The sequence below is a fragment of the Anaerotruncus sp. DFI.9.16 genome (assembly GCF_024461615.1).
GTDB lineage: Bacteria > Bacillota > Clostridia > Oscillospirales > Ruminococcaceae > Anaerotruncus > Anaerotruncus massiliensis.
This window is the reverse complement of the sequence record NZ_JANFZX010000013.1, coordinates 1-24,877: the sequence shown is the minus strand read 5'-3', so window position 1 is coordinate 24,877 and position 24,877 is coordinate 1. Positions and strand designations below refer to the sequence as shown.

At 63.0% G+C, this 24,877-nt stretch carries 21 protein-coding genes and 1 other annotated feature (1 of these 22 cut by a window edge); of the genes, 9 read left to right on the top strand and 12 right to left on the bottom strand.

All coding sequences use genetic code 11. The features are described 5' to 3' along the window. Positions 1 to 86: a binding site (T-box leader), on the top strand (it extends 155 nt beyond the left edge of the window). Positions 87 to 137: 51 nt separating this feature from the next. The 4 genes from pheS to ymfI all read left to right on the top strand — a co-directional run bounded on the left by pheS (position 138) and on the right by ymfI (position 4,746). Continuing rightward, complete coding sequence (gene pheS, locus NE609_RS07435; RefSeq protein ID WP_121585966.1) at positions 138 to 1,157, top strand: phenylalanine--tRNA ligase subunit alpha; 1,020 nt, start codon at positions 138 to 140, stop codon at positions 1,155 to 1,157. Between the two features lie 16 nt (positions 1,158 to 1,173). Next, positions 1,174 to 3,555: a phenylalanine--tRNA ligase subunit beta gene (pheT, locus tag NE609_RS07430; RefSeq protein ID WP_256152184.1), complete on the top strand. Its 2,382-nt coding sequence runs from the start codon at positions 1,174 to 1,176 to the stop codon at positions 3,553 to 3,555. A gap of 153 nt (positions 3,556 to 3,708) precedes the next feature. Then, positions 3,709 to 3,954, top strand: a complete 246-nt coding sequence (locus tag NE609_RS07425) for an IreB family regulatory phosphoprotein (protein ID WP_101551345.1) — start codon at positions 3,709 to 3,711, stop codon at positions 3,952 to 3,954. Between the two features lie 57 nt (positions 3,955 to 4,011). Next, positions 4,012 to 4,746 carry an elongation factor P 5-aminopentanone reductase gene (ymfI, locus tag NE609_RS07420; RefSeq protein WP_101551347.1) on the top strand — a complete coding sequence of 245 codons (735 nt, stop codon included), beginning with the start codon at positions 4,012 to 4,014 and terminating at the stop codon, positions 4,744 to 4,746. Between the two features lie 199 nt (positions 4,747 to 4,945). Here ymfI and NE609_RS07415 read toward each other — a convergent pair whose 3' ends face one another. Beyond that, entirely contained in the window at positions 4,946 to 5,245 is a 300-nt protein-coding gene (locus NE609_RS07415; RefSeq protein WP_101551349.1) for a DUF6809 family protein, read from the bottom strand. A gap of 117 nt (positions 5,246 to 5,362) precedes the next feature. Here NE609_RS07415 and NE609_RS07410 point away from each other — a divergent pair, with 117 nt between their 5' ends. Continuing rightward, positions 5,363 to 5,584, top strand: coding sequence for a helix-turn-helix domain-containing protein (locus tag NE609_RS07410; protein WP_256152183.1), 222 nt, complete (start codon positions 5,363 to 5,365; stop codon positions 5,582 to 5,584). A 23-nt stretch (positions 5,585 to 5,607) separates the two neighbouring features. Beyond that, positions 5,608 to 5,850 carry a helix-turn-helix domain-containing protein gene (locus NE609_RS07405; RefSeq protein WP_158595532.1) on the top strand — a complete coding sequence of 81 codons (243 nt, stop codon included), beginning with the start codon at positions 5,608 to 5,610 and terminating at the stop codon, positions 5,848 to 5,850. A 58-nt stretch (positions 5,851 to 5,908) separates the two neighbouring features. Here NE609_RS07405 and NE609_RS07400 read toward each other — a convergent pair whose 3' ends face one another. From NE609_RS07400 to NE609_RS07350, 11 genes are all read right to left on the bottom strand, one after another. Then, positions 5,909 to 6,214 carry a hypothetical protein gene (locus NE609_RS07400; protein ID WP_121585971.1) on the bottom strand — a complete coding sequence of 102 codons (306 nt, stop codon included), beginning with the start codon at positions 6,212 to 6,214 and terminating at the stop codon, positions 5,909 to 5,911. A gap of 627 nt (positions 6,215 to 6,841) precedes the next feature. Further along, complete coding sequence (locus NE609_RS07395) at positions 6,842 to 9,223, bottom strand: endonuclease MutS2 (protein ID WP_256152182.1); 2,382 nt, start codon at positions 9,221 to 9,223, stop codon at positions 6,842 to 6,844. Further along, the gene (recO, locus tag NE609_RS07390; protein WP_172439234.1) at positions 9,216 to 9,980 is read right to left on the bottom strand and encodes a DNA repair protein RecO; all 765 of its coding nucleotides are present in this window, start codon (positions 9,978 to 9,980) and stop codon (positions 9,216 to 9,218) included. The genes NE609_RS07395 and recO overlap by 8 nt, the downstream gene beginning before the upstream one ends. 346 nt (positions 9,981 to 10,326) lie before the next feature. Next, the gene (locus tag NE609_RS07385; protein ID WP_256152181.1) at positions 10,327 to 15,105 is read right to left on the bottom strand and encodes a hypothetical protein; all 4,779 of its coding nucleotides are present in this window, start codon (positions 15,103 to 15,105) and stop codon (positions 10,327 to 10,329) included. A gap of 281 nt (positions 15,106 to 15,386) precedes the next feature. Next, positions 15,387 to 17,027 (bottom strand): Na/Pi cotransporter family protein, encoded by a 1,641-nt coding sequence (locus NE609_RS07380; protein ID WP_256152180.1) that lies wholly within the window; start codon positions 17,025 to 17,027, stop codon positions 15,387 to 15,389. A gap of 369 nt (positions 17,028 to 17,396) precedes the next feature. Next, positions 17,397 to 18,302 (bottom strand): GTPase Era, encoded by a 906-nt coding sequence (gene era / locus NE609_RS07375; RefSeq protein ID WP_256152179.1) that lies wholly within the window; start codon positions 18,300 to 18,302, stop codon positions 17,397 to 17,399. 80 nt (positions 18,303 to 18,382) lie between these two features. Then, a complete protein-coding gene (locus tag NE609_RS07370; protein ID WP_256152178.1) occupies positions 18,383 to 18,862 on the bottom strand; it encodes a diacylglycerol kinase family protein in 480 nt (159 codons plus the stop codon). Next, positions 18,852 to 19,364 carry an rRNA maturation RNase YbeY gene (gene ybeY / locus NE609_RS07365; protein ID WP_121585977.1) on the bottom strand — a complete coding sequence of 171 codons (513 nt, stop codon included), beginning with the start codon at positions 19,362 to 19,364 and terminating at the stop codon, positions 18,852 to 18,854. Before ybeY ends, NE609_RS07370 begins: the two co-directional genes overlap by 11 nt. After that, entirely contained in the window at positions 19,361 to 20,329 is a 969-nt protein-coding gene (locus tag NE609_RS07360; protein ID WP_121585978.1) for a PhoH family protein, read from the bottom strand. Before NE609_RS07360 ends, ybeY begins: the two co-directional genes overlap by 4 nt. Before the next feature lie 152 nt (positions 20,330 to 20,481). Continuing rightward, positions 20,482 to 21,705: a sporulation protein YqfD gene (locus tag NE609_RS07355; RefSeq protein ID WP_158595534.1), complete on the bottom strand. Its 1,224-nt coding sequence runs from the start codon at positions 21,703 to 21,705 to the stop codon at positions 20,482 to 20,484. Positions 21,706 to 22,270: 565 nt separating this feature from the next. Next, positions 22,271 to 22,570 (bottom strand): YabP/YqfC family sporulation protein, encoded by a 300-nt coding sequence (locus NE609_RS07350; protein WP_101551376.1) that lies wholly within the window; start codon positions 22,568 to 22,570, stop codon positions 22,271 to 22,273. Between the two features lie 105 nt (positions 22,571 to 22,675). Here NE609_RS07350 and NE609_RS07345 point away from each other — a divergent pair, with 105 nt between their 5' ends. From NE609_RS07345 to NE609_RS07335, 3 genes are read left to right on the top strand one after another with little or no spacing between them, the layout of a single operon-like run. Continuing rightward, positions 22,676 to 23,779, top strand: coding sequence for a hypothetical protein (locus NE609_RS07345; RefSeq protein WP_256152177.1), 1,104 nt, complete (start codon positions 22,676 to 22,678; stop codon positions 23,777 to 23,779). Positions 23,780 to 23,838: 59 nt separating this feature from the next. Then, the gene (locus NE609_RS07340) at positions 23,839 to 24,057 is read left to right on the top strand and encodes a hypothetical protein (protein WP_242970846.1); all 219 of its coding nucleotides are present in this window, start codon (positions 23,839 to 23,841) and stop codon (positions 24,055 to 24,057) included. Positions 24,058 to 24,091: 34 nt separating this feature from the next. Then, positions 24,092 to 24,853 (top strand): glycoside hydrolase family 10 protein, encoded by a 762-nt coding sequence (locus tag NE609_RS07335; RefSeq protein WP_256152176.1) that lies wholly within the window; start codon positions 24,092 to 24,094, stop codon positions 24,851 to 24,853. The last annotated feature ends 24 nt before the right edge of the window (positions 24,854 to 24,877 follow it).

Sequence of the window (24,877 nt, the reverse complement as noted above, 5' to 3'; positions counted from 1 at the left end):
TTAAAAAGCGCAGAAGTGTCCAATACTCTTTGTATTGGGAATTTGGGTGGTACCACGGACTGGCGTCACGGCCGTTCGTCCCTTTGCGGACGGACGGCCTTTTTATTTTGCAGTATCACAGGGAAGGATGAAATACAATGTTAAACGCGCTGCAACAGATCAGACAGCAGGCGGCCGAGGCGCTGGCGCAGGCCGGCGACCTCAAGGCGCTCGACGACCTGCGGGTCAAATACCTCGGCAAGAAGGGGGAGCTCACCGCCATCCTCAAGCAGATGGGCAAGCTCTCGGCCGAGGAGCGCCCGAAGGTCGGGCAGCTCGCCAACGAGGTGCGTTCGGGCATCGAGGCGCTCGTCGAGGAGCGCACCGCCGCGGTCAAGGCGGCCCTGCTCGACCAGAAGCTCGCGCTCGAAAAGCTCGACGTGACGATGCCCGGCAGGGCCGCGCCGCTCGGCAAGCTCCACCCGCTGACCAAGGTGCTCGAAGAGGTCAAGGAGATCTTCCTCGGCATGGGCTTCTCGGTGGCCGAGGGCCCGGAGGTCGAGACCGACTACTACAACTTCGAGGCGCTCAACATCCCGAAGGACCACCCGGCGCGCGACACGCAGGACACCTTCTACATCAGCGACAACGTCCTGCTGCGCACCCAGACCTCCCCGGTGCAGGTGCGCACGATGGAAAAGCAGAAGCCCCCCATCCGCGTCATCGCGCCCGGACGGGTCTACCGCTCCGACGCGGTGGACGCGACCCACTCCCCCCTCTTCCACCAGATCGAGGGGCTCGTGGTCGACCGCGGCGTCACGATGGCCGACCTCAAGGGCACGCTGGAGATGTTCGCAAAGCGGCTCTACGGCGAGGAGGCGGTCGTGCGCTTTCGGCCCCACCACTTCCCCTTCACGGAGCCGTCCGCGGAGATGGATTTCCAGTGCTTCGCCTGCCACGGCGAGGGCTGCCGCCTCTGCAAGGGCGAGGGCTGGATCGAGATCCTCGGCTGCGGCATGGTGCATCCCAAAGTGCTCTCCATCTGCAACATCGACCCCGAGGAATACAGCGGCTTCGCGTTCGGCATGGGGCTTGAGCGGATCGTCATGCGCCGCTACGGCATCGACGACCTGCGCCTCTTCTACGAGAACGACCTGCGGTTCCTCAACCAATTCTAAGGGAGGGTAACTTATCATGAATCTGTCCATGAAATGGCTGGCCGACTATGTCGACGTCGGCAATATCACGCCCCACGAGTTCTCCGAAGCGATGACCATGTCCGGTTCCAAGGTCGAGGGCTGGGAGCGCGAGGGCGCGGAGATCAAAAACGTCGTGGTCGGCCGGGTCGACGAGATCGTCCGCCACCCCGACAGCGACCACATGTTTATCTGCCAGGTGGACGTGGGCGCGGGAGCCCCCGTGCAGATCGTCACCGGCGCGCAGAACGTCCGGCAGGGCGACTACGTGCCCGCTGCCCTGCACGACTCCTGGCTGCCGGGCGGCGTCCACATCAAAAAGGGCAAGCTGCGCGGCGTCGAATCCTGCGGGATGCTCTGCTCCCTTTCCGAGCTGGGCCTCACAACCCACGACTTCCCCTACGCGGTCGAGGACGGCATCTTCATCCTGGAGGAACCGGACATGAAGCCGGGGCAGGACATCCAGTCGGCGATCGGGCTCGACGACGTGTGCGTCGAGTTCGAGATCACCTCCAACCGCCCCGACTGCCTCTCGGTCACCGGGCTCGCGCGCGAGGCGGCCGTCACCTTCGGAAAGCCCCTCGACCTCAAGGCGCCCGCGGTCAAAGCGACCGTCGACGACATTAAAAACCACCTCTCGATCGAGGTGCTCGCCCCCGCCCTCTGCCCCCGCTACACGGCGCGGATGGTCAAGAACATCAAGATTTCCCCCTCCCCCCGCTGGATGCGGGAGCGGCTGCGCGCCTCGGGCGTGCGCCCCATCAACAACATCGTCGACATCACCAACTACGTCATGCTCGAATACGGCCAGCCGATGCACGCGTTCGACTATAAATACGTCGAGGGCGGCAAGATCGTCGTCCGCAACGCCAAGCCGGGCGAGACGATCATGACCCTCGACGGGGTCGACCGCGTCCTCTCCCCCGAGATGCTCGTCATCGCGGACGCGAAGAAGCCCTCCGCCGTCGCGGGCGTCATGGGCGGCGAATACAGCGGCATCATGGACGACACCAACATGATCGTCTTCGAGTCGGCCTGCTTCAACGGCCCGTCGGTGCGCACCACCGCCAAAAAGCTCGGCATGCGCACCGAGGCGTCCGGCCGCTTTGAAAAGCAGCTCGACCCCGCCACCACCATCCCGGCGGTCGAACGCGCCTGCGAGCTCGTCGAGCTGCTCGGCGCGGGCGAGGTCGTCGGCGGCATGATCGACGTGGACAACTCCGACCATACCGAACGCCGCATCAAGCTGGAGCCCGACTGGATCAACAGCTTCCTCGGCATCGAGGTACCGGTCGAGGAGATGCACCGCATCCTTACCCGCCTCGAATGCAGGATCGACGGCGAATTCGTCATCCCGCCCACCTTCCGCGCCGACCTCGCGCACAAGGCCGACCTCGCTGAGGAGGTCGCGCGGTTCTACGGCTACGACAAGATCCCCGTCACCGCCATCCGCGGCACCGCCAACGGCCGCTACACCCCCATCCAGAAGTTCGGGCAGCTTCTCGGCCGCACCCTGCTCGCACAGGGGCTTTACGAGGTCGCGACCTACTCCTTCATCAGCCCCAAATACTACGACAAGATCGGGCTTCCGGCGGACAGCGATTACCGCAAATGCGTCGTCATCCAGAACCCGCTCGGCGAGGACACCAGCGTCATGCGCACCACGACCGTCCCCTCGATGCTCGAGGTGCTCTCCCGCAACTACAACAACCGCAACAAAGCCGCCGCCCTCTATGAGATCGGCAACGTCTACCTCCCCGTCGAGGGACGCGAGCTGCCCGACGAGCGCGCCTGCGTCACGATCGGCGCCTACGGCGAGGGACACGACTTCTTCACCCTCAAGGGCGTCGTCGAAACGCTGCTCTCCGCGGCGGGCGTCGAGGGCGCGGAATATGCCGCCGTCTCCGACGATCCCACCTACCATCCCGGCCGCTGCGCCGAAATCACCGTGAACGGCCAAAAGCTCGGCATGATCGGCGAGGTGCACCCGGCAATCTGCCAGAATTACCAGATCGGCGCGCGCGCCTATATCGCCTGCCTCGACGAGGCGGTGCTGTTTGAAAACGTCGCGCCCGAGCGCGGCTACAAGCCGCTGCCCCGCTTCCCCGCCGCGACCCGCGACCTCGCGCTCATCTGCGACGACGAGCTGCCCGTCGCCGCGCTCGAAAAGGCGATCCGCGAGGCGGTCGGCAAGGTGCTCGAGGAGGTCAGCCTCTTCGACGTCTACCGCGGCGCGCAGGTCGCCGAGGGCAAAAAGAGCGTCGCCTATTCCCTCACGATGCGTGCCGACGACCGCACCCTCACCGACGAGGAGGCCGACGCCGCCATCAAGCGGGTGCTCAAATCGCTCGCAAACCTCGGCGTCGAAATCCGCAGCTGAATCCAAGCATCAAAAAAGCCCTGGTTTTACCGGGGCTTTTTCAGCGGTATATTTGCGCGGGCAAAGTCATACAATATGAGAAATATACAGTTTACGCCTTGCCATAAGGCGAAAATTGTTGTAAAATGGTCAGTAAGAGGGAGGGGTGATGTCATGCACGAGCCGACGATATCCTTTTCGATCCATGAGGATAAGGAACAGCAGATGAAGGAAATCCTGACGGAGGTCTATGACGCGCTCCGCCAGAAGGGCTATAACCCGATCAACCAGATTGTGGGATACATCCTGTCGGAGGACCCGACTTATATCACGACCCACAACAACGCCCGCAGCCTCATCCGGAAAATCGACCGCGACGAGCTGCTCCAGATGCTGGTCAAAAGCTACCTGAACGATTAGAACATTACGGACGCCCCCGCCCGCAGGACGGGGGCGTTGACATCCCGTGGAGGCTTTATGAAGACCGTCCTGATTACCGGCGCGTCCCGCGGCATCGGCCGGGCGTGCGCCCTCGCCTTCGCGCGGGAGGGCTATGCCGTCGCGGCCTGCTGGCACAAAAACGAGGCCGCGGCCCGCTCGCTTTTGGACGAGCTCTCCGCCCTCGGCTGCGACGCGGAGCTCTACCGCGCCGACGTCGCCGACCCCGCCGCCGTCGAGGCGATGGCCGCCGCCGCCGAAAAACGCTTCGGCCACATCGACGCGCTGGTCAACAACGCGGGCATCGCCCAGCAGAAGCTCTTTACCGACCTCACCGCCGCCGACTGGGACCGGATGCTTTCCGTCAACGCGGGCGGCGTGTTCCATACCTGCCGCTGCGTCCTGCCCGGCATGCTCCGCCGCCACAGCGGCCGCATCGTCAACATCTCCTCCATCTGGGGGATCTCCGGCGCGTCCTGCGAGGTGCACTACTCCGCCTCCAAGGCCGCCGTCATCGGCTTCACCCGGGCGCTCGCGCAGGAGGTCGGCCCCTCGGGCGTCACCGTCAACTGCGTCGCCCCCGGCGTCATCGACACCGAGATGAACGCCAATCTCTCCCCCGAGACCCTCGCCGCGCTGTGCGGCGAAACGCCCCTCTGCCGCATCGGCTCCCCCGAGGAGGTCGCGGACGCCGTCGTCTTTTTATGCGGCGGGAAAGCACGGTTCATTACGGGACAAGTGCTAAAGGTCGACGGCGGCTTTCTGGGCGGCTGATCCGGGGGACTTTCGAGAAAGTCCCCCGGGCCCCTCAAAGCTTTATCAGGCCGGCCTCCCCGCCCCACCGCGCACGCGGCCCGTGCCCGGGGCGGCAGGGACACGCTTTCGAGAAAGTCCCCCGGGCCCCTCAAAGCTTTATCAGGCCGGCCTCCCTGCCCCACCGCGCACGCGGCCCGTGCCCAAAGCTGTAGCGCGTTCAACCGGAAGCCGCATCCCGCGCCGAAACCGCGCGCGCGTTCAGCTCCCCCGTCAGCCGCGCGCACAGCCGGAACCCTTCCGCGAACGCGGTTTCGCAGTGGATACACTCCATTTCGTACTGCGCGTCGATCAGCGATTTCAGCCAGACAACCTGCTTCTGTGTCAGCCTGCTCCGGATTTTGCGGGCGCACCGGCCATATCGCGCCTTAACCTCCTCAAAGCCCGGCTGATGCGCCGCCAGGCCCGCATAATAATCCAGTCCGTTCCTGTAAAGCTGACGTAAATAATCTTCCGCCACCGTTTTCCGCCTCCCAGCATAATATGTGATAGAATGTTTTGATACGACCTTTTTGGTCGCCTCTCTGCTTTTAGTATACACGACTAATAAAGTCGTGTCAAGGGGGTTATCGCTCTTATGAATCATTTTGCCAGTCGTCTCCGGGCGCTACGCCTCAAAAAGCAAACGCCTCAAAAGACGTTGGCCGATCTGCTCGGCATCACCGTGCGGCAGTACCAGCGTTACGAAAGCGGAGAGCAGGAACCGCATATCAATGGGTTAGTCGCTATTGCCGATTATTTCGGCGTATCGATAGATTATCTTGCCGGGCGGACCGACAAACCGGAAACAAACCGTTAAAACAACAAAGGAGGGCACTTCACGTGTTTGACCAGGACACATTCGGAGACCGATTAAAATTTCTGCGCAGCCGGGAGGACAAATCGCCTGAAGAGATCGCGGAACTGCTCAACCTGTCGACCGAGCAGCTTCACAAGCTGGAAAACGGCAGTCTGAACGCCTCGCTGGATTTCCTTGTGAAGCTGGCGGGCTACTTCCAGGTATCGACGGATTACCTGCTGGGGTTGACGGACATCCCGCATCTTGAGCAGGGGGCATCCGACTGAGCGCCAATCGATAAAAAAAGCCGCCGTCCCGGAGGGGACGGCGGCTTTTCAGCATCATTCAGGCTTTTTTCTCGCCGAGCTGGCGCTCAAGCCAGATGGAGGCGATGTTCATCGCGTCGAAGAGGTTGTTCTTTTCGGTCTTTTTCACGACGCGGTCGCGGGGGCGGAGCTCCTCGTCGGTGGACCAGATTTGGACGGAGACCTTGGTCGGGAGGGTTTCGCCGTCAAAATCGGCCTCGCTGAGGATTTGGAGCATGGCGACGTATTTGTCGCCCATATCGCCGTAATAGATGGTATTCCCGCTGCGGACGAGCGGGCGGCCCTTGTAGGTCAGGGAACCGGGCTTGGTAATTTTCTTTTCCACAGTTATCACTCGCAATCTATCTTCATGAAATTTCGTACCAAGATAAATCATAACATAAATTTGCCAGGCTGTAAAGCGCGGCGCGCTTTTCCGACGGCTTTCGACACGGGTCGGGCGCACGGCGGCGCAGGGCGGCCGGCCTGATGAAGCTTTGAGGGGTCCGGGGGACTTTCCCGAAAGCGCGTCCCTGCGCCCCGGACACGGGTCGAGCGCGCGCCGTGGCAGGGCGGCCGGCCTGATAAAGCTTTGAGGGGGCCGGGGGACTTTCCCGAAAGCGCGTCCCTGCTGCCCCGGACACGGGGCGAGCACGCGCCGTGGCAGGGCGGCAGGCCTGATGAAGCTTTGAGGGGGCCGGGGGACTTTCTCGAAAGCGCGTCCCTGCTGCCCCGGACACGGGTCGAGCGCGCGCCGTGGCAGGGCGGCAGGCTGATGAAGCTTTGAGGGGTCCGGGGGACTTTCCCGAAAGCGCGTCCCTGCGCCCCGGACACGGGTCGAGCACGCGCCGTGGCAGGGCGGCAGGCCTGATAAAGCTTTGAGGGGTCCGGGGGACTTTCTCGAAAGTCCCCCGGAAAGCTTTTCGCCAAGGCCTTTTCCAGAAAAGGCCGTAACAATGACGCGTACCTCCCGCTACTTCAGCTCGGCGATCGTAACTCCCGCTTCCCCTTCCCCGTACGTCCCCAGGCGGAAGGTTTTGACGTTGCGGTGCTTGCGCAGGCGCTGCTGGACGGCGGCGCGCAGGGCGCCGGTGCCCTTGCCGTGGATGATCGTGACGGTGGGCACGCCCGAGAGGACGCACGAGTCGATGAACCGCTCGAGCTCGACGAGGGCCTCATCGGAGGTCATGCCGCGCAGGTCGAGCTCGGTTTTGACGTCGCGGGTGGCCTTGGAGGAAACGCCGCGCGACGAAACGCCGGCGTTATTGACCGTGACGCGCTTGTTGGACATGTCGACGAGGCGCACCTCCGACTGGTGGACGCGCGTCTTGATGATGCCCGCCTGCACGTTGAGGTATCCCTGCCCGTCAGGCGCGGAGAGGACGGTGCCCTCCTTCCCGAGCTCGAGAAGGCGCACGGTGTCGCCGCGCTTGATCGGGCGGTCGGGCACGTAATTTTCCACGTTCTTGCGGGTGACGGGGTCCGCGAGGTCCTGCAATTTCCGCAGGTTTGCCTTGAAGGCGACCTTCGCCGCGGCGGCGCGCTCGGAGAAGTCGGCGCTGTCCTTCTGGCGGCGCAGCTCGTCGAGCTCGTCGATCAGCTTTTCCGCCTGCGCGCTCACCTGCTCGACGATGCCGCGCGCCTGCACGCGGGCGCGCTCGAGCTCGCGCTCCCGCTCCCGCTCGGCGGTGCGGCGCAGTTCGTCCGCCTCGGCGGAGGTGCGCTGCGCCTCGACCCGCTGGCTCGCCGCCAGCGCGCGTTCCTTTTCGAGTTCCTGCCGGGTGCCCTCGAGCTGGGCGACCACGTCCTCGAAGCGCGCGTTCTCGCCCGACAGGTGGGTGCGCGCGTTCTCAATGACGTCGGAGGGCAGGCCGAGGCGTTCGCTGATCGCAAACGCGTTCGACCGCCCCGGCACGCCGGTCAGCAGGCGGTAGGTGGGCCGCAGGGTCGCCACGTCGAACTCACAGCAGGCGTTTTCGACGCCGTCGGTGTTGAGGGCGTACATCTTGATCTCGGCGTAGTGGGTGGTGGCGACCACCCGGGCGCGCTGGGCGCGCAGCTGCTCGATGATCGCGACGGCGAGCGCCGCGCCCTCGACCGGGTCGGTGCCCGCGCCGAGCTCGTCGAGCAGGACGAGGGAGTCGCCGTCCGCCTCGTCGAGGATGCGGATGATGTTGGTCATGTGCGCCGAGAAGGTGGAGAGGCTCTGCTCGATCGACTGCTCGTCGCCGATGTCGACGAGCAGCTTTTTGAAGACGGGCACCGTGCTGCCGTCCGCGACGGGCAGCATGAGGCCGCATTGGGCCATTGCGGTGAGCAGGCCCAGGGTCTTGATCGCGACCGTCTTGCCGCCCGTGTTGGGGCCGGTGACGACGAGCGTGTCGAACGTCTCCCCGAGCGAAAGGTCGATCGGCACGACCTTGTGCTTGTCGAGCAGCGGGTGGCGGGCCTTTTTGAGCCGCACCACGCCGGTGTCGTTGATGGCGGGCACGCTCGCGTGCATCTCGTCTGCGAGGCGGCTCTTGGCGAAGTAGAGGTCAAGCTCGACGACCGCCTCATAGCTGCCCCGGATGCTGGCGGCGCAGCCGCCCACCTGCGCGGAGAGCTCGTAGAGGATGCGGTCGATCTCCGCCTGTTCCCTGCCCTGCAAAAGCCGGATCTCGTTGTTGGCCTCGACGACCCCCATCGGCTCGATGAAGACCGTCGCGCCCGACGAGGAGGTGTCGTGCACGAGGCCCTTGATCTCATTGCGGTATTCCAGCTTGACGGGCACGACGAAGCGGCCGTCCCGCTGGGTGATGATGTTGTCCTGCAAAAACTTCTGGTAGGTCGCCGAGCGCACCATCTTATCGAGGACCTCGCGCGCCTTGGCGCCCGCCTGGCGGATTTTACGGCGGATGTCGGCGAGCTCGGGGCTCGCGTTGTCGGCGATCTCCTCCTCGCTGATGATCGTGTCCGCGATGTGCTTTTGCAGGTCGGGCAGCGCGACCACCGAATCGAGCAGGTAGGAGAGGCTCGTCTGCCCGCCTTCGAGCTGCCGCCGCCACCGTTCGATCGTCTCGAAGGCGCGCAGCACCTTCCCCACGTCGAGCAGCTCGCGCGGCGAGAGCCGCGCGCCGATCTCACTGCGCTTGAGCGCGGCGGCGGGGTTCTCCACCGCGCCGACCGACGGCGTGGAGTAGCGGTTGGTCAGCGTGTTCGCGTCGACCGTGTACTGCATGAGCTCGCGCACGTCCCGCAGGTCGCGCGCGGGCTCGATGGCCAGCGCCATCGCCTTCGCGTCCTCGCAGGAGCAGAGCTGCGCCAGCCGCGAGAGGATCTTATCCAGTTCAATTGCCTTACAGTATTTATCCATTGACTGATCCCTTCATTGTCCGGTAAAAATCGAGCGTGTCAAACCGCCGTTCCAGCTGTGTGACCGTATAACATTCGCAGACCTCCTCCAGCCGGGCGAGCGCCGGTCCGGGGAGGCTGAAGGAGAAGAGCTTCTCCGCCTCGGAATAGAGGATGTGGCGCATGGCGGCGAGCACCCCCCTGCCGAGCGGCAGGCGCACCTGGTCCGCCGGGAAGGAACGGACGCACTCCCCGCAGGCGAGCTGCGCCGACTGGGGCAGGAAGAACATCTCCTCCGCCTCATAGCAGCCGCAGCCCGCGCAGGCGACGAGGTTGGGCATGAAGCCCGCCATCGTGAGCAGCCGGAGCTCGTAGACCGGCTTTAGAAACCCGCAGGCGCGTTTGCCCGTGTCGAGCAGGTAGAGGGTGTTGAGCAGCAGGCGCAGATAGCCGTCCGCGTTTTCCTCACGGGGGGCGACCTGGGCGGTCAGCTCGCAGAAGTAGGAGGCGAGGGAGAGCTTTTCCACGTCGCCGCGCACGCCCATGAAGACGGTGTCGAGGTCGGCCTTGTCGACGCTGTACCGCTCCCGGTTGGAGAACAGCACAAAGCACGAGTAGCTGAGCAGCTCGGCGGGAACGCGCAGCGTCCCGCGTGGCTTCTTAGCTCCCCGTGCGTATGCGGATATGATGCCGCGTTCCCTCGTCAGGAGGGTGAGCACGCAGTCAAACTCGTCAATCGCGCGCTCCCGCAGCACGATCCCGTCGGTCGTGATATGCACCGGTATCTCCCGTCACAGCGGCGCCCAAAGCAGTCCCGGTTGCGGACTGCTGCCGGACGTCTACATATTTGAGGTAGTCCTCAATCTTTCCCGAATGTAAAAACGCGTCATAGGCCGACATCTCGCCCGGATTCATCAGCACCGCCCCCATCTTTTCCTGATGGTACTATTTTTTCCGGCGGCGGCACCCTTATCAGAGGGAAAGTCTATCACATTTTCCAGTAATTTAGACTTGACAGCCAAAAACGCGTTTTATCAGAAAAAGCATAGCATACATCCCCCGCCCCGTCAAGCCGGGGCGGGGAAGGAAAGGGGCGCATCCGGAGGGATGCGCCCCTTAGGGTTCTTATTCCTGTTCGCGCCGCTTATAGAGCCAGACGCCGGTGGTGATGCCGCCCACGGCTACCGCCGCGATGAGCGCCGCCAGCGCGATCGTCACGCCGCTCAGGCGCCTGTGCGCCACCGCGGGCGCGGACGCCTGCGCGGGCGCCGCTTCGGCCGGCACCGCTGGCTCGACCGCCTTCTCGGCGGGCTCCAGCGAAATTCTGTCCGGGGTCTCCGGCACCGCGGGAAGCTCCGCCGTGAGGGTGACCGTCGGCACGGTGACGCCCGGCAGGTAGTAGCCGCCGCCCGTCACCGGGTTGCCCGGCTTGGCCGCGGGGATTTCCGACACGGTCGCGTCGTAATCCGCAAAGAGGTCGAACAGGTCGTCAAAGGTATAGTAGACCTTATTGTCGGGGATCGAAGGCATGTTCTTGCCGTAGATCGCCAGTTCCCTGCCCTTGTAGCTGATGACAAGGGTCACGTCGCGGCCTTCGAGCGCGCGCAGCACGCTGCCGGGCACGTTGAGCGCCTTGGAGGCGTTCGCTTTGATGACGTCGCCGCCGTCCGCGCGCTCGATCGATTTCTGGACCTTCGCCCAGAAGTCGTAGTTATCGAGCGAGGCGCTCCCGCCGCCGGAACCGCCGCCCGAGGAAGAATGTCCGGAGGAGGGCTTGCTGTTGGTGAAGGTCACGACAAACGGGCTGAAATGGGTGACCGTCACGTCGACATACTGGTTGCCCGCATCGTCCTTCTGAATCTCCAGGTAGAAGGTTTCGCTGCCGCCGGAGTATTCATGGACGATCTTGGCATACCGATCCGTAACGCTCTTCGGGATGGGGAGCTTGAAGGTGACCGGCTGTCCGCTCAACGAATCGATGGTTCCCTTCTCATCCGTGCCCTCGATAAACCAGACGGGCTGCACCTCGAACTTGATCTCGGTGACCACCGCGGTCGTGATCCCGTCGTTGGTGACCTCCTGTACGACGATATCGTGGATCTCCGTCTCGAGGGAAACATGGATTTCGGTGGTATTATTGGCAAGCGCCGCCTCGGTCGCCTCCGCGGGCAGGTTCCCCTTCACCGCTTCGGCCAGGTTCTTCGGCGGTTCTTTCGCCGCCGGGTTGCCGGTGGCGGCCAGTTCGCCCTTCGCCTCTTCAAACGCCTGCTTTTCAGCATCCGTCGCGTCCGCCGGGACGGTCGCCTTGACCTCCGGAACGCTCGCCACAGGCGCCACTTTGAAGGCGATATCGTAGCTCATCCGCAGCGCGTCCACCTGCTTTTTCAGGTCGGGATTCTTCGCAAGGTAGGCCGCCAGCTTGCCGGCATCGAGCTTATCCAGCATGGCGCTGGCCTCGCCGATCGCCTTCTTGAAGGCATCCTTTTTGCTTTGGTCTGCCAAAATTTTGTTGATTTCACTCTCGGTGACAGTGGCCAAAGTCGTGGTGGAATCGTCACCCAGCGCCGCTTTCAGGGCGTCGTTGCCGGCTTTGATCGCCGCCGCGACAACACCGGCGATCTCCTCGTCGGTGTTGATGAACTCGGGAACGACCGGCCAACGGGTCGCGTCTGCGTCTATGCCGCTTTTGTCGCGGTAGACATAGAAGACCTGTTTTGCGGTGCCAAGTTCATTTTTGGTCAGGATTTCGCCGCCGGGGCCTTTCAGGTTCGCCAGATGGATGGTGAACTTGGTGAAATCCTCGAATTTGCCGTTCTGGTTGGTCGGGTCTTGCAGACAGATCAGACCCGCATACCCGAGATCCGTCTCGTCCGTCGAATGATAGGTGGTATTGTTCATGTTGAAAGTGGCGCGGGGGCTTGCACCGTCTGCATTCGGATAGTTGCTCAGTCGGAACGCGTTGCCGGAATAGGCAAACGTGTTTCCACTGACGTCATAGCTGCCGCCGTCCGCCACCTTATAGATGTTGATCGAGTTATGGGTGCAGTCGCCCTTCGCGAAGGTGTTGTTGGCGATCTTGCTTCCGCTGGCGAGCGGAATGGACTGGCTGCACTCGATGCCGTTATAGACCTTTCCGCCATTGGCGTCGAAGGTGTTTCCGGTGATCGTGACGACACCCGACGCGGCAATATTGATGTAATCGTAATAAATGCCGTCCTGGCCGTCCGCTGTTTTCGCATCTACCCCTCTGATGGTATTGCCGGTAAAGGTGAACATTCCGTCACAGGTGACCTTGATCAGGTGGTTCGCACCATTTCTTCCATCCTTAGGAACGATTCCGGTACCCGTAAACACGGTATTTTTGATGGTTACGCCGCCGGCGCTGACCACCATTGTACCGGTAAATTCCTTGCCGTTGCCGTCGATGGTGACCGCCTTATCCACAGCGACGGGATCTTCTTTAACGTCTGCCAGAAGCGTGATCGTGTCGCCGTTCTTGGCGGCTGTGATCGCCGCGGCAAGGTTCGGATAAACAGTGCTTCCAATCTGCGCGACCGAAGCGCCGGGGGACACCTTGTAACTGCCGTCGCTCTGCTTTTCGCACACATAGCCCGCGGCAACATACTTGGTCACGTCGCTGTTAAAAGTGCCGCCTGTAATAGATGGATTGCCAGTATTTGTTCCGGCGTCCAGAGCCTTACCATTTCCGCCGATAAAAGTACCGCCCGAAATATAAGCGGTTGCCTTTGCGTTGATGCCGCCGTCGCCGCCGGTATTGTCGTTTCCGACCAGAATCGCCACCTTGCTGGCAGACTTAAACGTACCGCCATAAACATGGGCCTCCACTTTTCCGACTTCCCCGGCAATGTAAATTGCATAGAACGAGCAATCGTCAGTATGCTCATCCCTCAGTGTTTGGAAGCTGCCATCTTTCACTTCGGCATAGCCGGCATTTATCGATAATGCGCCCTGAACACCTGTCACAGAACCGTTATTGAAATACAATTCTCCTTCGCTTCTGACACAATAAGAATAAGCGCTCATTTTATTGCAGGAAATCGTATTAAATGTACCGCCATTGACGGTGGCAACGCCAAGGTTGTAGAGGGCGCAGGTGGCGCTATCAAAGGTGCCCCCGTTAATAATTACCGTACCCTCCGAACGATTCATCACACCTGCTCCACTGGCTGCAACGTTTCCAAGGTAAGTGCCATTTTCCACCGTGAGCACGCCGTAGTTGTCGATCGCTCCCCGGCCGCTTAAAGAGGCGGAACTGTCGATCGTTCCGTTTCCGGTGATCGTCAGTGTGCCCCTGTTGATAAGCGGACGGCCTACAAAAGTACTGCCGACATTGATCGTCTTCCCCGCCAGATCCAGCGTGATGCTGAGGCCTTCGGGAATCGTTACGATATCGTCCGCCGTTTCCGCGGTATAACCGGAAAGCAGCTTGATCACGTCACCCTTCTTTGCCGCTTTGACCGCCGCGTCAAGGCTCGGATAGCCGATACCGCCAATCTGCGCGATGTCGGGTACCGGAACGGCGGTAAACACCGTTCCCCTCTCAATTTTACCTGTACGAGCATCGCCCGCTTCCATGCGATAGCTGTAGTCGTCCACAGCCGTAAGCGTCATTCGGCCCGCGTCCTCGCCCACCTCAAAATAGGCATTTACACCATACCCGAATTTCACTCTGGTGGACGTGATACTCCCATTGTAGTTCAAGGTATGGAACAGTTCGCCGAAACTGCTCTCCGCCTGACCTCCATCCTTATTGACTTCCTTTTCGATGCGCGCGCGCAGTTTCCCATCCTTCTTAAAAACAGTCAACTGACCGGCAGCGTCTTCGGAGGAGACATAACTTCCCACAAATCGTTCCAGCGTTTCCGTGGACGTAGAAAAATCCGGAAGGAAATTTTGCGCATAATAGGTGACATCCATCACTCCCGACAAATGCGCAACGATATAGAGATCATCGGATTTGACGCGTTCTCCCAGCAGGCTCGCGGGAATCGTCACTGACTCATTGCTGCCGACCTTACCAAAGTCGTAGTTGATTAATACGCCCGACTTGGATGTATGCTGGAAGGATATCTCGACGTTTTCGATCTTAGTCTCGCCCGCCGAGGGTTCTTCAAACGTATATCCCTCGTTCGCTTCCACCCGAATTGTGACGGTATTAAAGTTATTGGTGAGCGCCGGGGAACTGATAAAATATTTGCTCTCCTGGACCGCCGTACCGGCCTCCTGCTCGGTCCCCCCGTCAACCTGGTAGAAAATGCGGATCGGGCCCACGGCAGAAATGCCGTTATCCTCCATCGTGGCGGGCATCCCGGCAAGCGCTCCGACTACCGCATCCAGCTTGTCCGCGTTCGTGACCAGCACCTGGTCGTCCGGGGACAGCGCGTCAAAAGCGTCCATCGCCGCGCGCACCGCGTCGGCGTCTGCCACTGTCACTGTGTCGGCGTCCGGGAGCGCCTCGATCATATCGATGACCGCCTGGACCGCCTCCGAGGGCTTCTCTTCGGGCTCCGTGTAGAGTGGGCAGCCCTCCTTATGTACCTCGCCCTCGGCGGCGCCGCAGGTACATTCCTCGGAGCTTATGTCCTTGGAGTTTGCGTCCTTGGAGCTCGAATCCTCGGAGCTCGCGTCCTTGGAACTTGCGTCCTCGGAGCTCGAACCCTCGGAGCTTACATCCTCGGAACTTGGGCCCTTGGAGCCTTCATCCTCGGAGCTCGCGCCTGTGGAGCTCTCGTCCACGGACGGCTCTTCTTCCGTCTTCACAGGACTGATCGTATCGGATACATCCGATACGCCGTCACCGGTGACGGGCTGGTCGTCGTTCGCAAGGCTGACAACGCCGCTCATCGTGAGGATGAGCATGGCCGCAAGCAACATCGTCAGCAAGCGAATCCAGTTCTTTTTCATGATATGCCCTCCTAGAAAAATATCTTTGTCCGAATCGGATCTGTCCGGAATTTCTTTGGGCCGCGGCCGGGGGAGACGGTGTGACCGTTTTTTTCTCCCTTTTTGTTACCCATACTATAACATATAGTATGACCTTTGTACAGTTATTTTTTTGAAATTTGGTGGAAATTCCTGCAAATTGCCGCCTTTTTTGTGGTTTAAAACATAAAAAACCGGCTTTCCGCGCGTATGCGCGGAAAGCCGGACGGATAGAGCGCCTCTCAGCGCGGAAAACCGGCCGAGGCGAGCTCCTGCCCAATGTTGAGGATGTGGTCGCCGATCCGCTCGAAATCGGTCAGCATCTCGGAATAGAGAATGCACGCCTCGTCCGAGCAGACCCCCTCGTGCATCCGCCGAATCTGATTCTGCCGGAACGCGAGGGTCATGTCGTCCATCTTCTGCTCAAAGGCGGAAATCTCAGACAGGCGTTCGACGGAAACGCCGTCCAGCTCTCGAAGCAGGCCGATGGCGCGCAGGCTCACCTCTTTCATCTGTGCGATCTCGCCCCGCGCCTGCTCAGAAAAGGAAATCCGCTTTTCCTCCAGCAGTTTCGTGTACTCGCAGATGTTGACGGCGTGGTCACCGATCCGCTCGAGGTTGCCGCTGATCTTGAAAAAGGCGCTGATCGTCATCGAGTCCCGCTCGTTTGCCTCGTAAACGATGATGCGCGAGATGTACTTTGATATTTCCTTGTTGAGGTAGTCGATGTATTCCTCGGTGCGTTCGACCTCCGCCAACCGGCGGGAATCGCCGTCCAGTACGGCGAGGAAGCTCTGCTCCACGTTGCCGCGGGCCATGTCGGCCATCCGTCCGAGCTCCCGCCAGACGCCGTTGATCGCAATGGCGGAGTTGCCCATCTGGTATTCCGGCGACGCCTCCACCGGCTTGATGTAGAGCAGCTTTTGCAGCGCGGCGTCCTCCGAGACGTGCTCGGGCAGGATGCGCACCGCGAGCTTCGCGAGCCAGGTGCCCAGCGGGAGCAGGAGCAGGGTGGTCGCGACGTTGAAGAGGGTGTGCATGTTGGCGATCTGGGCCGCCGGGCTGCCGGGGGTCAGCGCCTCGATGAACTGCGTGAGCGGGAACGTCATGCAGATCACGGTGAAGATGCCCGTCCCGATCAGATTGAAGAGCAGGTGGATGACGGTGGTGCGCTTCGCGTTGCGCCCGGTGCCGATCGAGGCCAGCACCGCGGTGATGCAGGTGCCGATGTTCTGGCCGAAGAGGACGTAAACCGCGCTCGGCAGGCCGATGAGTCCGCTGTCCGCCAGCGCCTGGAGAATCCCCACCGACGCCGAGGAGGACTGGATGACGGCGGTGAAAAGCGCTCCGGCCAGGATCCCCAGCAGCGGGTTGCCAAATCGGGTCATGAGGCTGACGAACGCCTCCGAATCCCGCAGCGGCATCATGGAGGAGCTCATCATCTCCATCCCGATGAAGAGGATGCCCAGCCCCGCGACGATCTGCCCGTAGTGGTGAAAGACCGCCCGCTTCATGAACACGACCAGCGTCACGCCGCAGAAGGCGAAGAGCGGGGCCAGCGCGCCCACGTCGAGCGCGATAAGCTGGCCGGTGATGGTGGTGCCGACGTTCGCCCCCATGATGATCCACACGGCCTGCCGCAGGGTCATCATGCCCGAATTGACAAAGCCCACGACCATGACGGTGGTCGCGGAGGAGGACTGGATCACCGCCGTGATGCCCGCGCCGACCGCGACCCCCAGCAGGCGGTTGCTCGTCAGCCGCTCCAAAATCCGCTTCATGCGGTTGCCCGCCGCCGCCTCGAGCCCCGAGCTCATCATCTGCATCCCGTATAAAAACAGCGCCAGGCCTCCCAGAAGCCCCAGGATATCCGCCACCTTCACGCGCGGCACGCTCCTTCTCTCTTTTCTTCCTTCCCGAATCCGCCGGCAGGGCGGGGATGAAACATTCCAAAGGCATGGCGCGCGTCCGGTGCCGGACGCGGGTCATGCCTCTTCAGTCCCGGTATCCGGGCGGATGCTCCGGATGGCGCAGCTGCTTCCATGCGGAACGTCCCCCCTTTTTACCGCGATTCGCAACCCATTATAAAAGATCGCACCGGCGAGCACAAGGGTTCCTCCTCAAATTTTACGCAGATTTTACACGGCGGCCGCCGCGCCCACGGCCGCCTCTCCGCCGACGAAAGAGGCCCCGCGGGGACGGATAACCGTCCCCGCGGGGCCTCCTGTTCGTTTTTTAGACCGACGCGCGGCTCAGTTGTAGCCGAGCGACCGGATGACGTTCTCCCGGTTGCGCCAGTCCTCGCGCACCTTGACCCAGCATTTGAGATTGACCCGGCAGCCGAGGAACCGTTCGATGTCCTGCCGCGCCTGGGTGGCGATCCGCTTGAGCATCTCGCCGCCCTTGCCGATGATCATCCCCTTGTGGCTCTCCCGCTCACAGTAGATCTGCGCCTCGATGTCGACGAGGTCCTGCCCCTCCCGCTCCTTCATCGATTCCACCGACACGGCGGTGCCGTGTGGAATCTCGTCGCGCAGGTTGCGCAGGAGCTTTTCCCGCACGATCTCGGCCACGATCACCCGTTCGGGCTGGTCGGTCAGCGTGTCCGCGTCGAAGAAGAAGGGGGAGGGCGCGGCGAACGCCTCGAGTTCCCCGAGCACCGCGTCCACCCCGTCGCGGGTGAGCGCGGAGATCGGCACGACGGCGGAAAACTCGTACTCCTTTGTAAAGGCAAGGATGCGGGGCATCAGCTTCTCCTTGCTGGCGAGGGTGTCGATCTTGTTGACGACGAGGACCGCGGGAATCCGCTGCGCCCGGAAGGAGGCGATGAGGTCGCGCTCGGCGGGGGCGATCTCCCCCTGCGGCTCGACGACGAGCAGCGCGACGTCCACGTCCGCGACGCTGTCGCTGACCTGCTTCACCATGTATTCCGACAGCCGCGTGCGGGGCTTGTGGAGCCCCGGCGTGTCGATGAAGACAAACTGGGTCTCCCCCCTCGTCAGCACGCCGGTGATGCGGGTGCGGGTGGTCTGGGGCTTGTCCGAGACGATCGCCACCTTCTCCCCGATCAGGGCGTTGAGCAGGCTCGATTTTCCCACGTTGGGGCGTCCGACGATGGCGACGAACGCCGATTTGGTGCTGTATTCCGGTTCGGTCAAAATGCTTCTCCTCCCCGCCCCTGTGGGGCGCGTCCAGTTTTTCCGCCCTTTACGGCGCGGCGCAAAAATGCGCCGGCGGTCTACGCCGGCGTCTGTTTCTCCCCGCCGAACCCGAACACAAACCAGGCCGCGAGGGCAAGATAGATCACGAGCAACACCTTCGGCTGCCAGTGCGCGAGCAGCGCGCGCCAGAGCGCCAGCAGCCCCTTCGGGCGCCAGAGCACGGCGAACCCGACCCCGACGCTCGCGAGCGCCATGACGAGCACCGCGCCGGCCGAAACGTCCTTTGCGAGCTTTGCGAGCGGATGCCTGCCGGGGCTGGCGAGGTCGACGGCCGCCTCGACGGCGGTGTTGAGCATCTCGGCGGCGAGCACGCCGCCGACCGCGAGGGACAGCAGCCCGAAGCCCGCGGCCTCCACGCGCAGCGCCCCGGCCAGCCAGAACACGAAGAGCGCGGCGGCCAGGTGGATGCGGAAGTTGCGCTCGTGCAAAACGCAGTGGCGCACGCCGCAGCCCGCCCAGCGAAAGCTGCGGGCGAGGGCGGCGAGCTTAGATTTCATCTTCGGTCAGCACATAGCTGCCGTCCCGCTGCAGGCCGAGGCTCGAGAGCACGCTCTCCTCCTTCTCGCGCATCCGCACCATCTCGAGCCCGCCCGACTCGTGGTCGTAGCCGAGCAGGTGGAGCATCGAATGCACGGTCAGAAAGCCGATCTCCCGCTGGAGGGAGTGGCCGTAGATACGGGCCTGTTCGACGGCCTTTTCGATCGAGATGACGATATCGCCGAGCTGGAGCGCGCCCGTCTCGAGGTTGCGGTCGTAGACGCCGTCCTGCCCGAGCGGGAAGGAGAGCACATCGGTGGCCGCGTCCTTTTGGCGGAACTCGTTGTTGAGCTGGCGGATCTGTTCGTTGTTCACGAAGCTGACGCTGACCTCCGCGCTGTCGCCGAACTGCTCGGCGGCGAGCACCGCGTGGCAGCAGCGGCGGATGAGCAGCCGGATGCCGCTGGGGATCTTCACGTCCTTCTGGCGGTTGGTGATGAGCACCTTGATACTTTCGGTCATCTGTTGCGTTTACCCTCCTCGTAATACCGCTCGTACGCCTTGATGATCGCCTGTACCAGGCGGTGGCGCACGACGTCTTTCTCGGTGAAATGAAGGATGGCGATGTCATCCACGTTCTTCAGCACCTTGACCGCTTCCAGAAGGCCCGAACGCCTGGCGTCCGGCAGGTCGATCTGGGTCACGTCCCCGGTGATGATGGCTTTGGAATTGAACCCCAGCCGGGTGAGGAACATCTTCATCTGCTCGGGCGTGGTGTTCTGGGCCTCGTCGAGGATGATGAAGCTGTCGTCTAGGGTGCGCCCGCGCATGTAGGCGAGCGGGGCGACCTCGATGTTCTGGCGCTCGACGTATTTCTGGTAGTTTTCCGGGCCGAGCATATCGAAAAGCGCGTCGTAAAGCGGGCGCAGGTAGGGGTCCACCTTGTTCTGGAGGTCGCCCGGCAGAAAGCCGAGCTTCTCCCCCGCCTCGACGGCGGGGCGCGTCAGGATGATGCGGTTGATCTCGTGCGCGCGGAAGGCGCGCACCGCCATGGCCACGGCGAGGTAGGTCTTGCCGGTGCCGGCGGGGCCGACGCCGATGGTGATCGTGTTGTCGCGGATCGCCTCGACGTACCGCTTCTGCCCGAGGGTCTTGGCCTTGATCGGCTTGCCCGTCGTGGTGATGCACACCACGTCGTCCGCGAGCGCCGCGACCTTGTCCTCGCGCCCCTCGCTGACCATCGCCATGACATAGCGGATGTTCTGTTCGGTGAGCGACTCCCCCTTGTTGATGAGGGAGAGCAGCCCGGTGATGGCGCGTACCGCCAGAGAGACGCCCTCCTCGTCGCCGAACACCTTGATTTCGGTGCCGCGGCAGGTCACCGTGACGCTGTATTCCTGCTCGATGAGCCTGACGTTCTCATCGAAACTCCCGAACAGCGCCAGCGCGTGCTCCATCCGGTCGATATTCACCAGTTGTTCGATCATTCGTTTTTTTCCATCCTTTTTCTATTGGAAATCCCCAAAATCATCCACGATTTAGTATAGCAAATCTTCACGCAAATAACAAGCAGTTTCCACAGTTCTTTATGAATATTTTGTGAAACTTTCCCAGTTTCTTTGGAAACGCGCCAAAATCCCTAGTAGCCTCCCTCGCGCAGGGCCTTTTCCCCCTGTCCTGTGCGGTCGAACACCGGGATTTCCACCTGCCGGGCGATGTCCATCTCCACGAGGTATTCCCCCGTCAGCACGACCCTGCCGCCCTCCGTTTTGGCCGAGACCTCCCGCTTGACCACCGCGCCGGACGCCCACGCGCCCCGCTCCTTCGCGGCGAGCTGCCGCTCGGCGATGCGCAGCGCCGTTTCGGCGCTGATCCGCTCCTCCTCCGTCTCGTAGAAGATGTAGGTTTCGCGCGTCACCGAGAAGGGCATCTCCACACCGAGCAGGACGGGCGGCCGGGTCACCTTCTCCACCTTGTACTCCCCGTCCAGCCCCGAATAGAGGAAGAGGGGCAGGCGCACCCCCGGCAGCTCGAGGTAGCGGCGCTTGACCACCCGCCCGGACGGCACCGCGCGCGACTGGGTGAGCGGCACCTCGACGGCGAGGCTCTCGGGGACGCGCGCGATGACCTTGGCGTTGGCACGCAGCAGGTGGTTGAGCCCCCAGCGGTCCTCAAAGACGCCGCTCACGAGGATCTCCCCCTCCCGGACGGCGTCCCCCTTCCGCACGGCCGCACGGCCGTCCGTGACCGCCATGCTGACGATCTGCCCGTCCCGCGCCGCCACGACGTTGGCGGGCACTTTGGTGTCGATCTTCTGGGGCGGCACGGTGCGTTCCCGCACGAGCAGCGTCGCGGTGGTGCCGCGGATGTTGAGCGCCGCCCACGAGAGATCGTCCACCTTGAGCTGGACCTCGAGCTGGATCTCCCGCGCGTCGAGCCCGCTTTTGAGGACGCCCCGCCTGACTCCGAGCTCCTCGAGCGCCTGGAGCAGCACCTGGCTGTCCACCCGCTCGTTCCCCTGCACCTCGACCACCCACACGAACTGCTGGGTGACGGCGAAGAAGGCGATGAAGAGCGCCGCGCCGGCGGCCACGCCGATCCTGCGGCGGTAGCGGCGCAGCAGGAAGGGCAGCCCGTGACGCTCCTTCACGCGGGTGACCGCCCCCGCCTTGCGGGCGAGCGGGCGCATCCGCCGGTAGCCGTCCACGGTGGTGCGGCCCGAATATCCCGCCTCCTCCCGCCGGCAGTCCCACAGAGGGACCCGGTGGTGGGCGCAGAGGTTGATGAGGCGCTCGAAGGAACCCGACCGCGCAAAAAACTTGACATGCCCGCGCAGGTAGCGCAGGAACCGGATAAACAGCAAAAAACCACCCCTCAGCTTGTCGAAAATCATTTCGGCAAGCTGAGGGGCCGCTGCGGCGGGTTCTCCGGGGGGGGGGGGGGGGGAACGTGCGGTAGGGACCTACGGTCCCCCCACACACGCCCCCTCCCTTCCGGGGCGGCGGGGCTTGCCGGGTTTGAAACATAGAAATCATCGGGATACGGAGGCCCTGCCAAAAAATCATTTCGGCAAGCTGAGGGGCCGCTGCGGCGGGTTCTCCGCCCGCCGCGCCTCTCCAACATGCCGTATGCGTTATAAAACCGTCGGTCCATCTCCGCGCCAAGAGCCTCGCTTCGCTCGGTTGCGCTCCGAAACGCGCCTGCGGGCGCAGCCCCCCACACGCCCCCTCCCTTCCGGGGCGGCGGGGCTTGCCGGGTTTGAAACATGGAATCATCGGGATACGGAGGCCCAGCCTGAAAATCATTTCGGCAAGCTGAGGGACCGCTGCAGCGGGTTCTCCGCCCGACGCGCCTCTCCAACATGCCGTATGCGAAATGGCGGGGTCCGGTATGAAGCGCCGGCTTCCCGGCTCCGCCTGTCAAACGATTCAGACCGTGGAGAACTCCAGCGCGGTAAAATATCCCTGCACCGTCATGCTGTCTCCGCTGAGGCATTTTAAGGTCAGGCGGCGGCCGGTGAACTTGAGGATCATCCTCCCGGTGTTGAGCCGGACGATCTGGTCGTTGTATTCGAGCACTCCCTGGCAGTGCTCGATATAGGCTTCGCGGTTGCCGAGCAGCTCCAGCTGTGGCAGCCCTTCGAGCACGTCGACCGGCAGCTCGAGGGTGCGGGACACCGCGTCCGCGATCGAATAGCGCTCCTTTTTCCCTTTCTTCCTTCCGAACATCGATTTTCCCCCATCTCCCCGCGGCAAATTTGGGTGCATCCGCCGGGGGACCAGTACATAGATATTATAAAAAGCGGTTTTTTATGTAATCGGGGGTGTGGGCGCGTGAAATGCGCAAAATACCTGTTGGCGGCGTCCGCGGCGGCGGCGGCCGTCGGGCTTTTATGGAAGACCAAGGAGGTGTCGGAGGGGGTGCGCACGGGGCTCGGGAGCTGCGCGGCGGTCATCATCCCCTCCCTTTTCCCGTTTATGATCCTCGCGGGGCTGATCGCCGCAACGCAGGCGGGGGCGGTGCTCTCCCGCGCGGTGAGCGGCTTTACCCGCCGGGTGATCGGCATGCCGGAAAACCTCGGCGCGGTGCTGCTCATGAGCTTCGTGGGCGGCTTCCCGGTCGGCGCGCGGATGCTTTCCGACATGCTCGCGCGCCGGGAGATCGACCGGGAAACCGCCGAGCGCGCCCTCTGCTGCTGCGTGAACGCCGGGCCCTCCTTTCTCATCTCCGCCGTCGGCGCGGGGATGCTCGGCAGCCGCGCGGCCGGACTCGCGCTGCTCGGCGCGCAGGTGCTCTCCTCCCTCGCCGTCGGCGCGCTCGCCTTCCGGGGCGCGCGGGCCGGCAGTCCGCCGGCCCGCGCGCCCGAACGCTCCCGCGACGCCTTCGTGAACGCCGTGCGCTCCGCCGCCTCGGGCATCCTCTCGATCTGCGCCTTCGTCGTCGCCTTCTCCGCCGTCACCGCGCTGCTGCGCGCCGTCGGGCTCACCGGGGCGCTGGCGGGCGCGCTCGGGAAGCTCTTCCCCGCGCTGGGGGAGCCCTTCTTCACCGCCGCGCTCGCCGGGCTGCTGGAAGTCACCGGCGGCTGCATCGCGGCCGCGTCTCTGGGCGGGCGCGCGGGCATTTTGCTCTGCGCCTTCCTCGTCTCCTTTTCCTCCCTCAGCATCATCTTCCAGGTGCGCTCCTGCTTTTTTGACGGCTGCGGCGTGCGGTTCGGGCGCTTTTACCGCTCCCGGCTGCTCCACGGCGGGCTCACCACCCTCTTCGCCGCCCTCTTCGCCCGGTGGCTGCCCCCCGCCGTCCTCGCGGCGTCCGCCTCCCTCTCCTCCCCCGTCCCGCGCGCCGATCCCCACGCCGTCCTGCCCGCCCTCTGCCTGCTCTGCATGTGCTCGATCCTCGCCTTTCCCGAATGGCGTCGAAATGTTCATTTTTACAAGTAGAAATTTCTCCTCCGTTCCTGTATAATAATAGGGTTATATCGGACTTTCGGAGGTGCGCCATGAGCAAGCTGAGACTGTTTTCCAACGAGATCCCGCCCGCCTGCCAGTACTGCAAATACGGGTTCATCACCCGCGACGGGCGTTCGGTGCTGTGTGAAAAAAAGGGTGTGACCTCTCCGTTCACCTCCTGCCGGCGCTACCGCTACGCGCCGCTCAAGCGGGTCCCCAAGCGCCCCCGCGCGCTGCCCGCTTTCGACAAATCGGACTTCGAGCTGTGACGCCCCACTACGGTATAGAAGGAATGTTGCCCATATGAAACCGAAACGGACGCATGTGATCGCGCGCACCCTGCTCCTGTCGCTGGCGATCGTCGCCGCGACCTTCACGGTGCTGCTGGCGAGCGACCTGCTCACCGGCGAGATCATCCCCAAGAGCTATCCCGGGGGGATCGTGCCCACCGCCCCCGAGCTGCGCGCGATGACGGTGCGCACCCGTGGCAACGCGGATTTCCCCTCCGCGCCCAACCTTTCGGCCAAGGCGCTGCGCGGCCAGCTCGACGCGATCGCGGACTTCGCCGCCGAATACGGCTACAACGCCGTCTTCTTTGAGGCGGCTCCCGAGTGCGACGCGCTCTACCGCTCGTCGGTGCTGCCGTCGAGCGCCTATCTCACCGGCGAACAGGGCTCCTTCGCCTTTTTCGACCCGCTCGGCTACCTCGTCGACGAATGCAAGGAGCGGGGCATCCAGGTCTACGCGGTCGTCAATCCCTACGCGGTCGCTTCCGGCGGCCTGGCCGCCTCCTCCCCCGCGGCAAAAAATCCCGGCTGGGTGAAAAACGGCGTCCTCGACCCGTCCGAGCCGGGCGTGCAGAAGCTGGCGGGCAAGGTCGTTTCGGAACTCACCGCCAACTACGACATCGCGGGCGTCGTCCTCTCGGGCGTCGACTCGGGCGTCTTCGACGACGTGGAGGACTACGCCTCCTGTGTCGCCAAAACCGCCGGGCACGCGCACGACAGCCTCAAGCATAAGGATTCCCAGCGGCTCGGGGAATGCCGTTATTTTCAAGAATATTGAAGGCTACGATTATCCGATATTCAA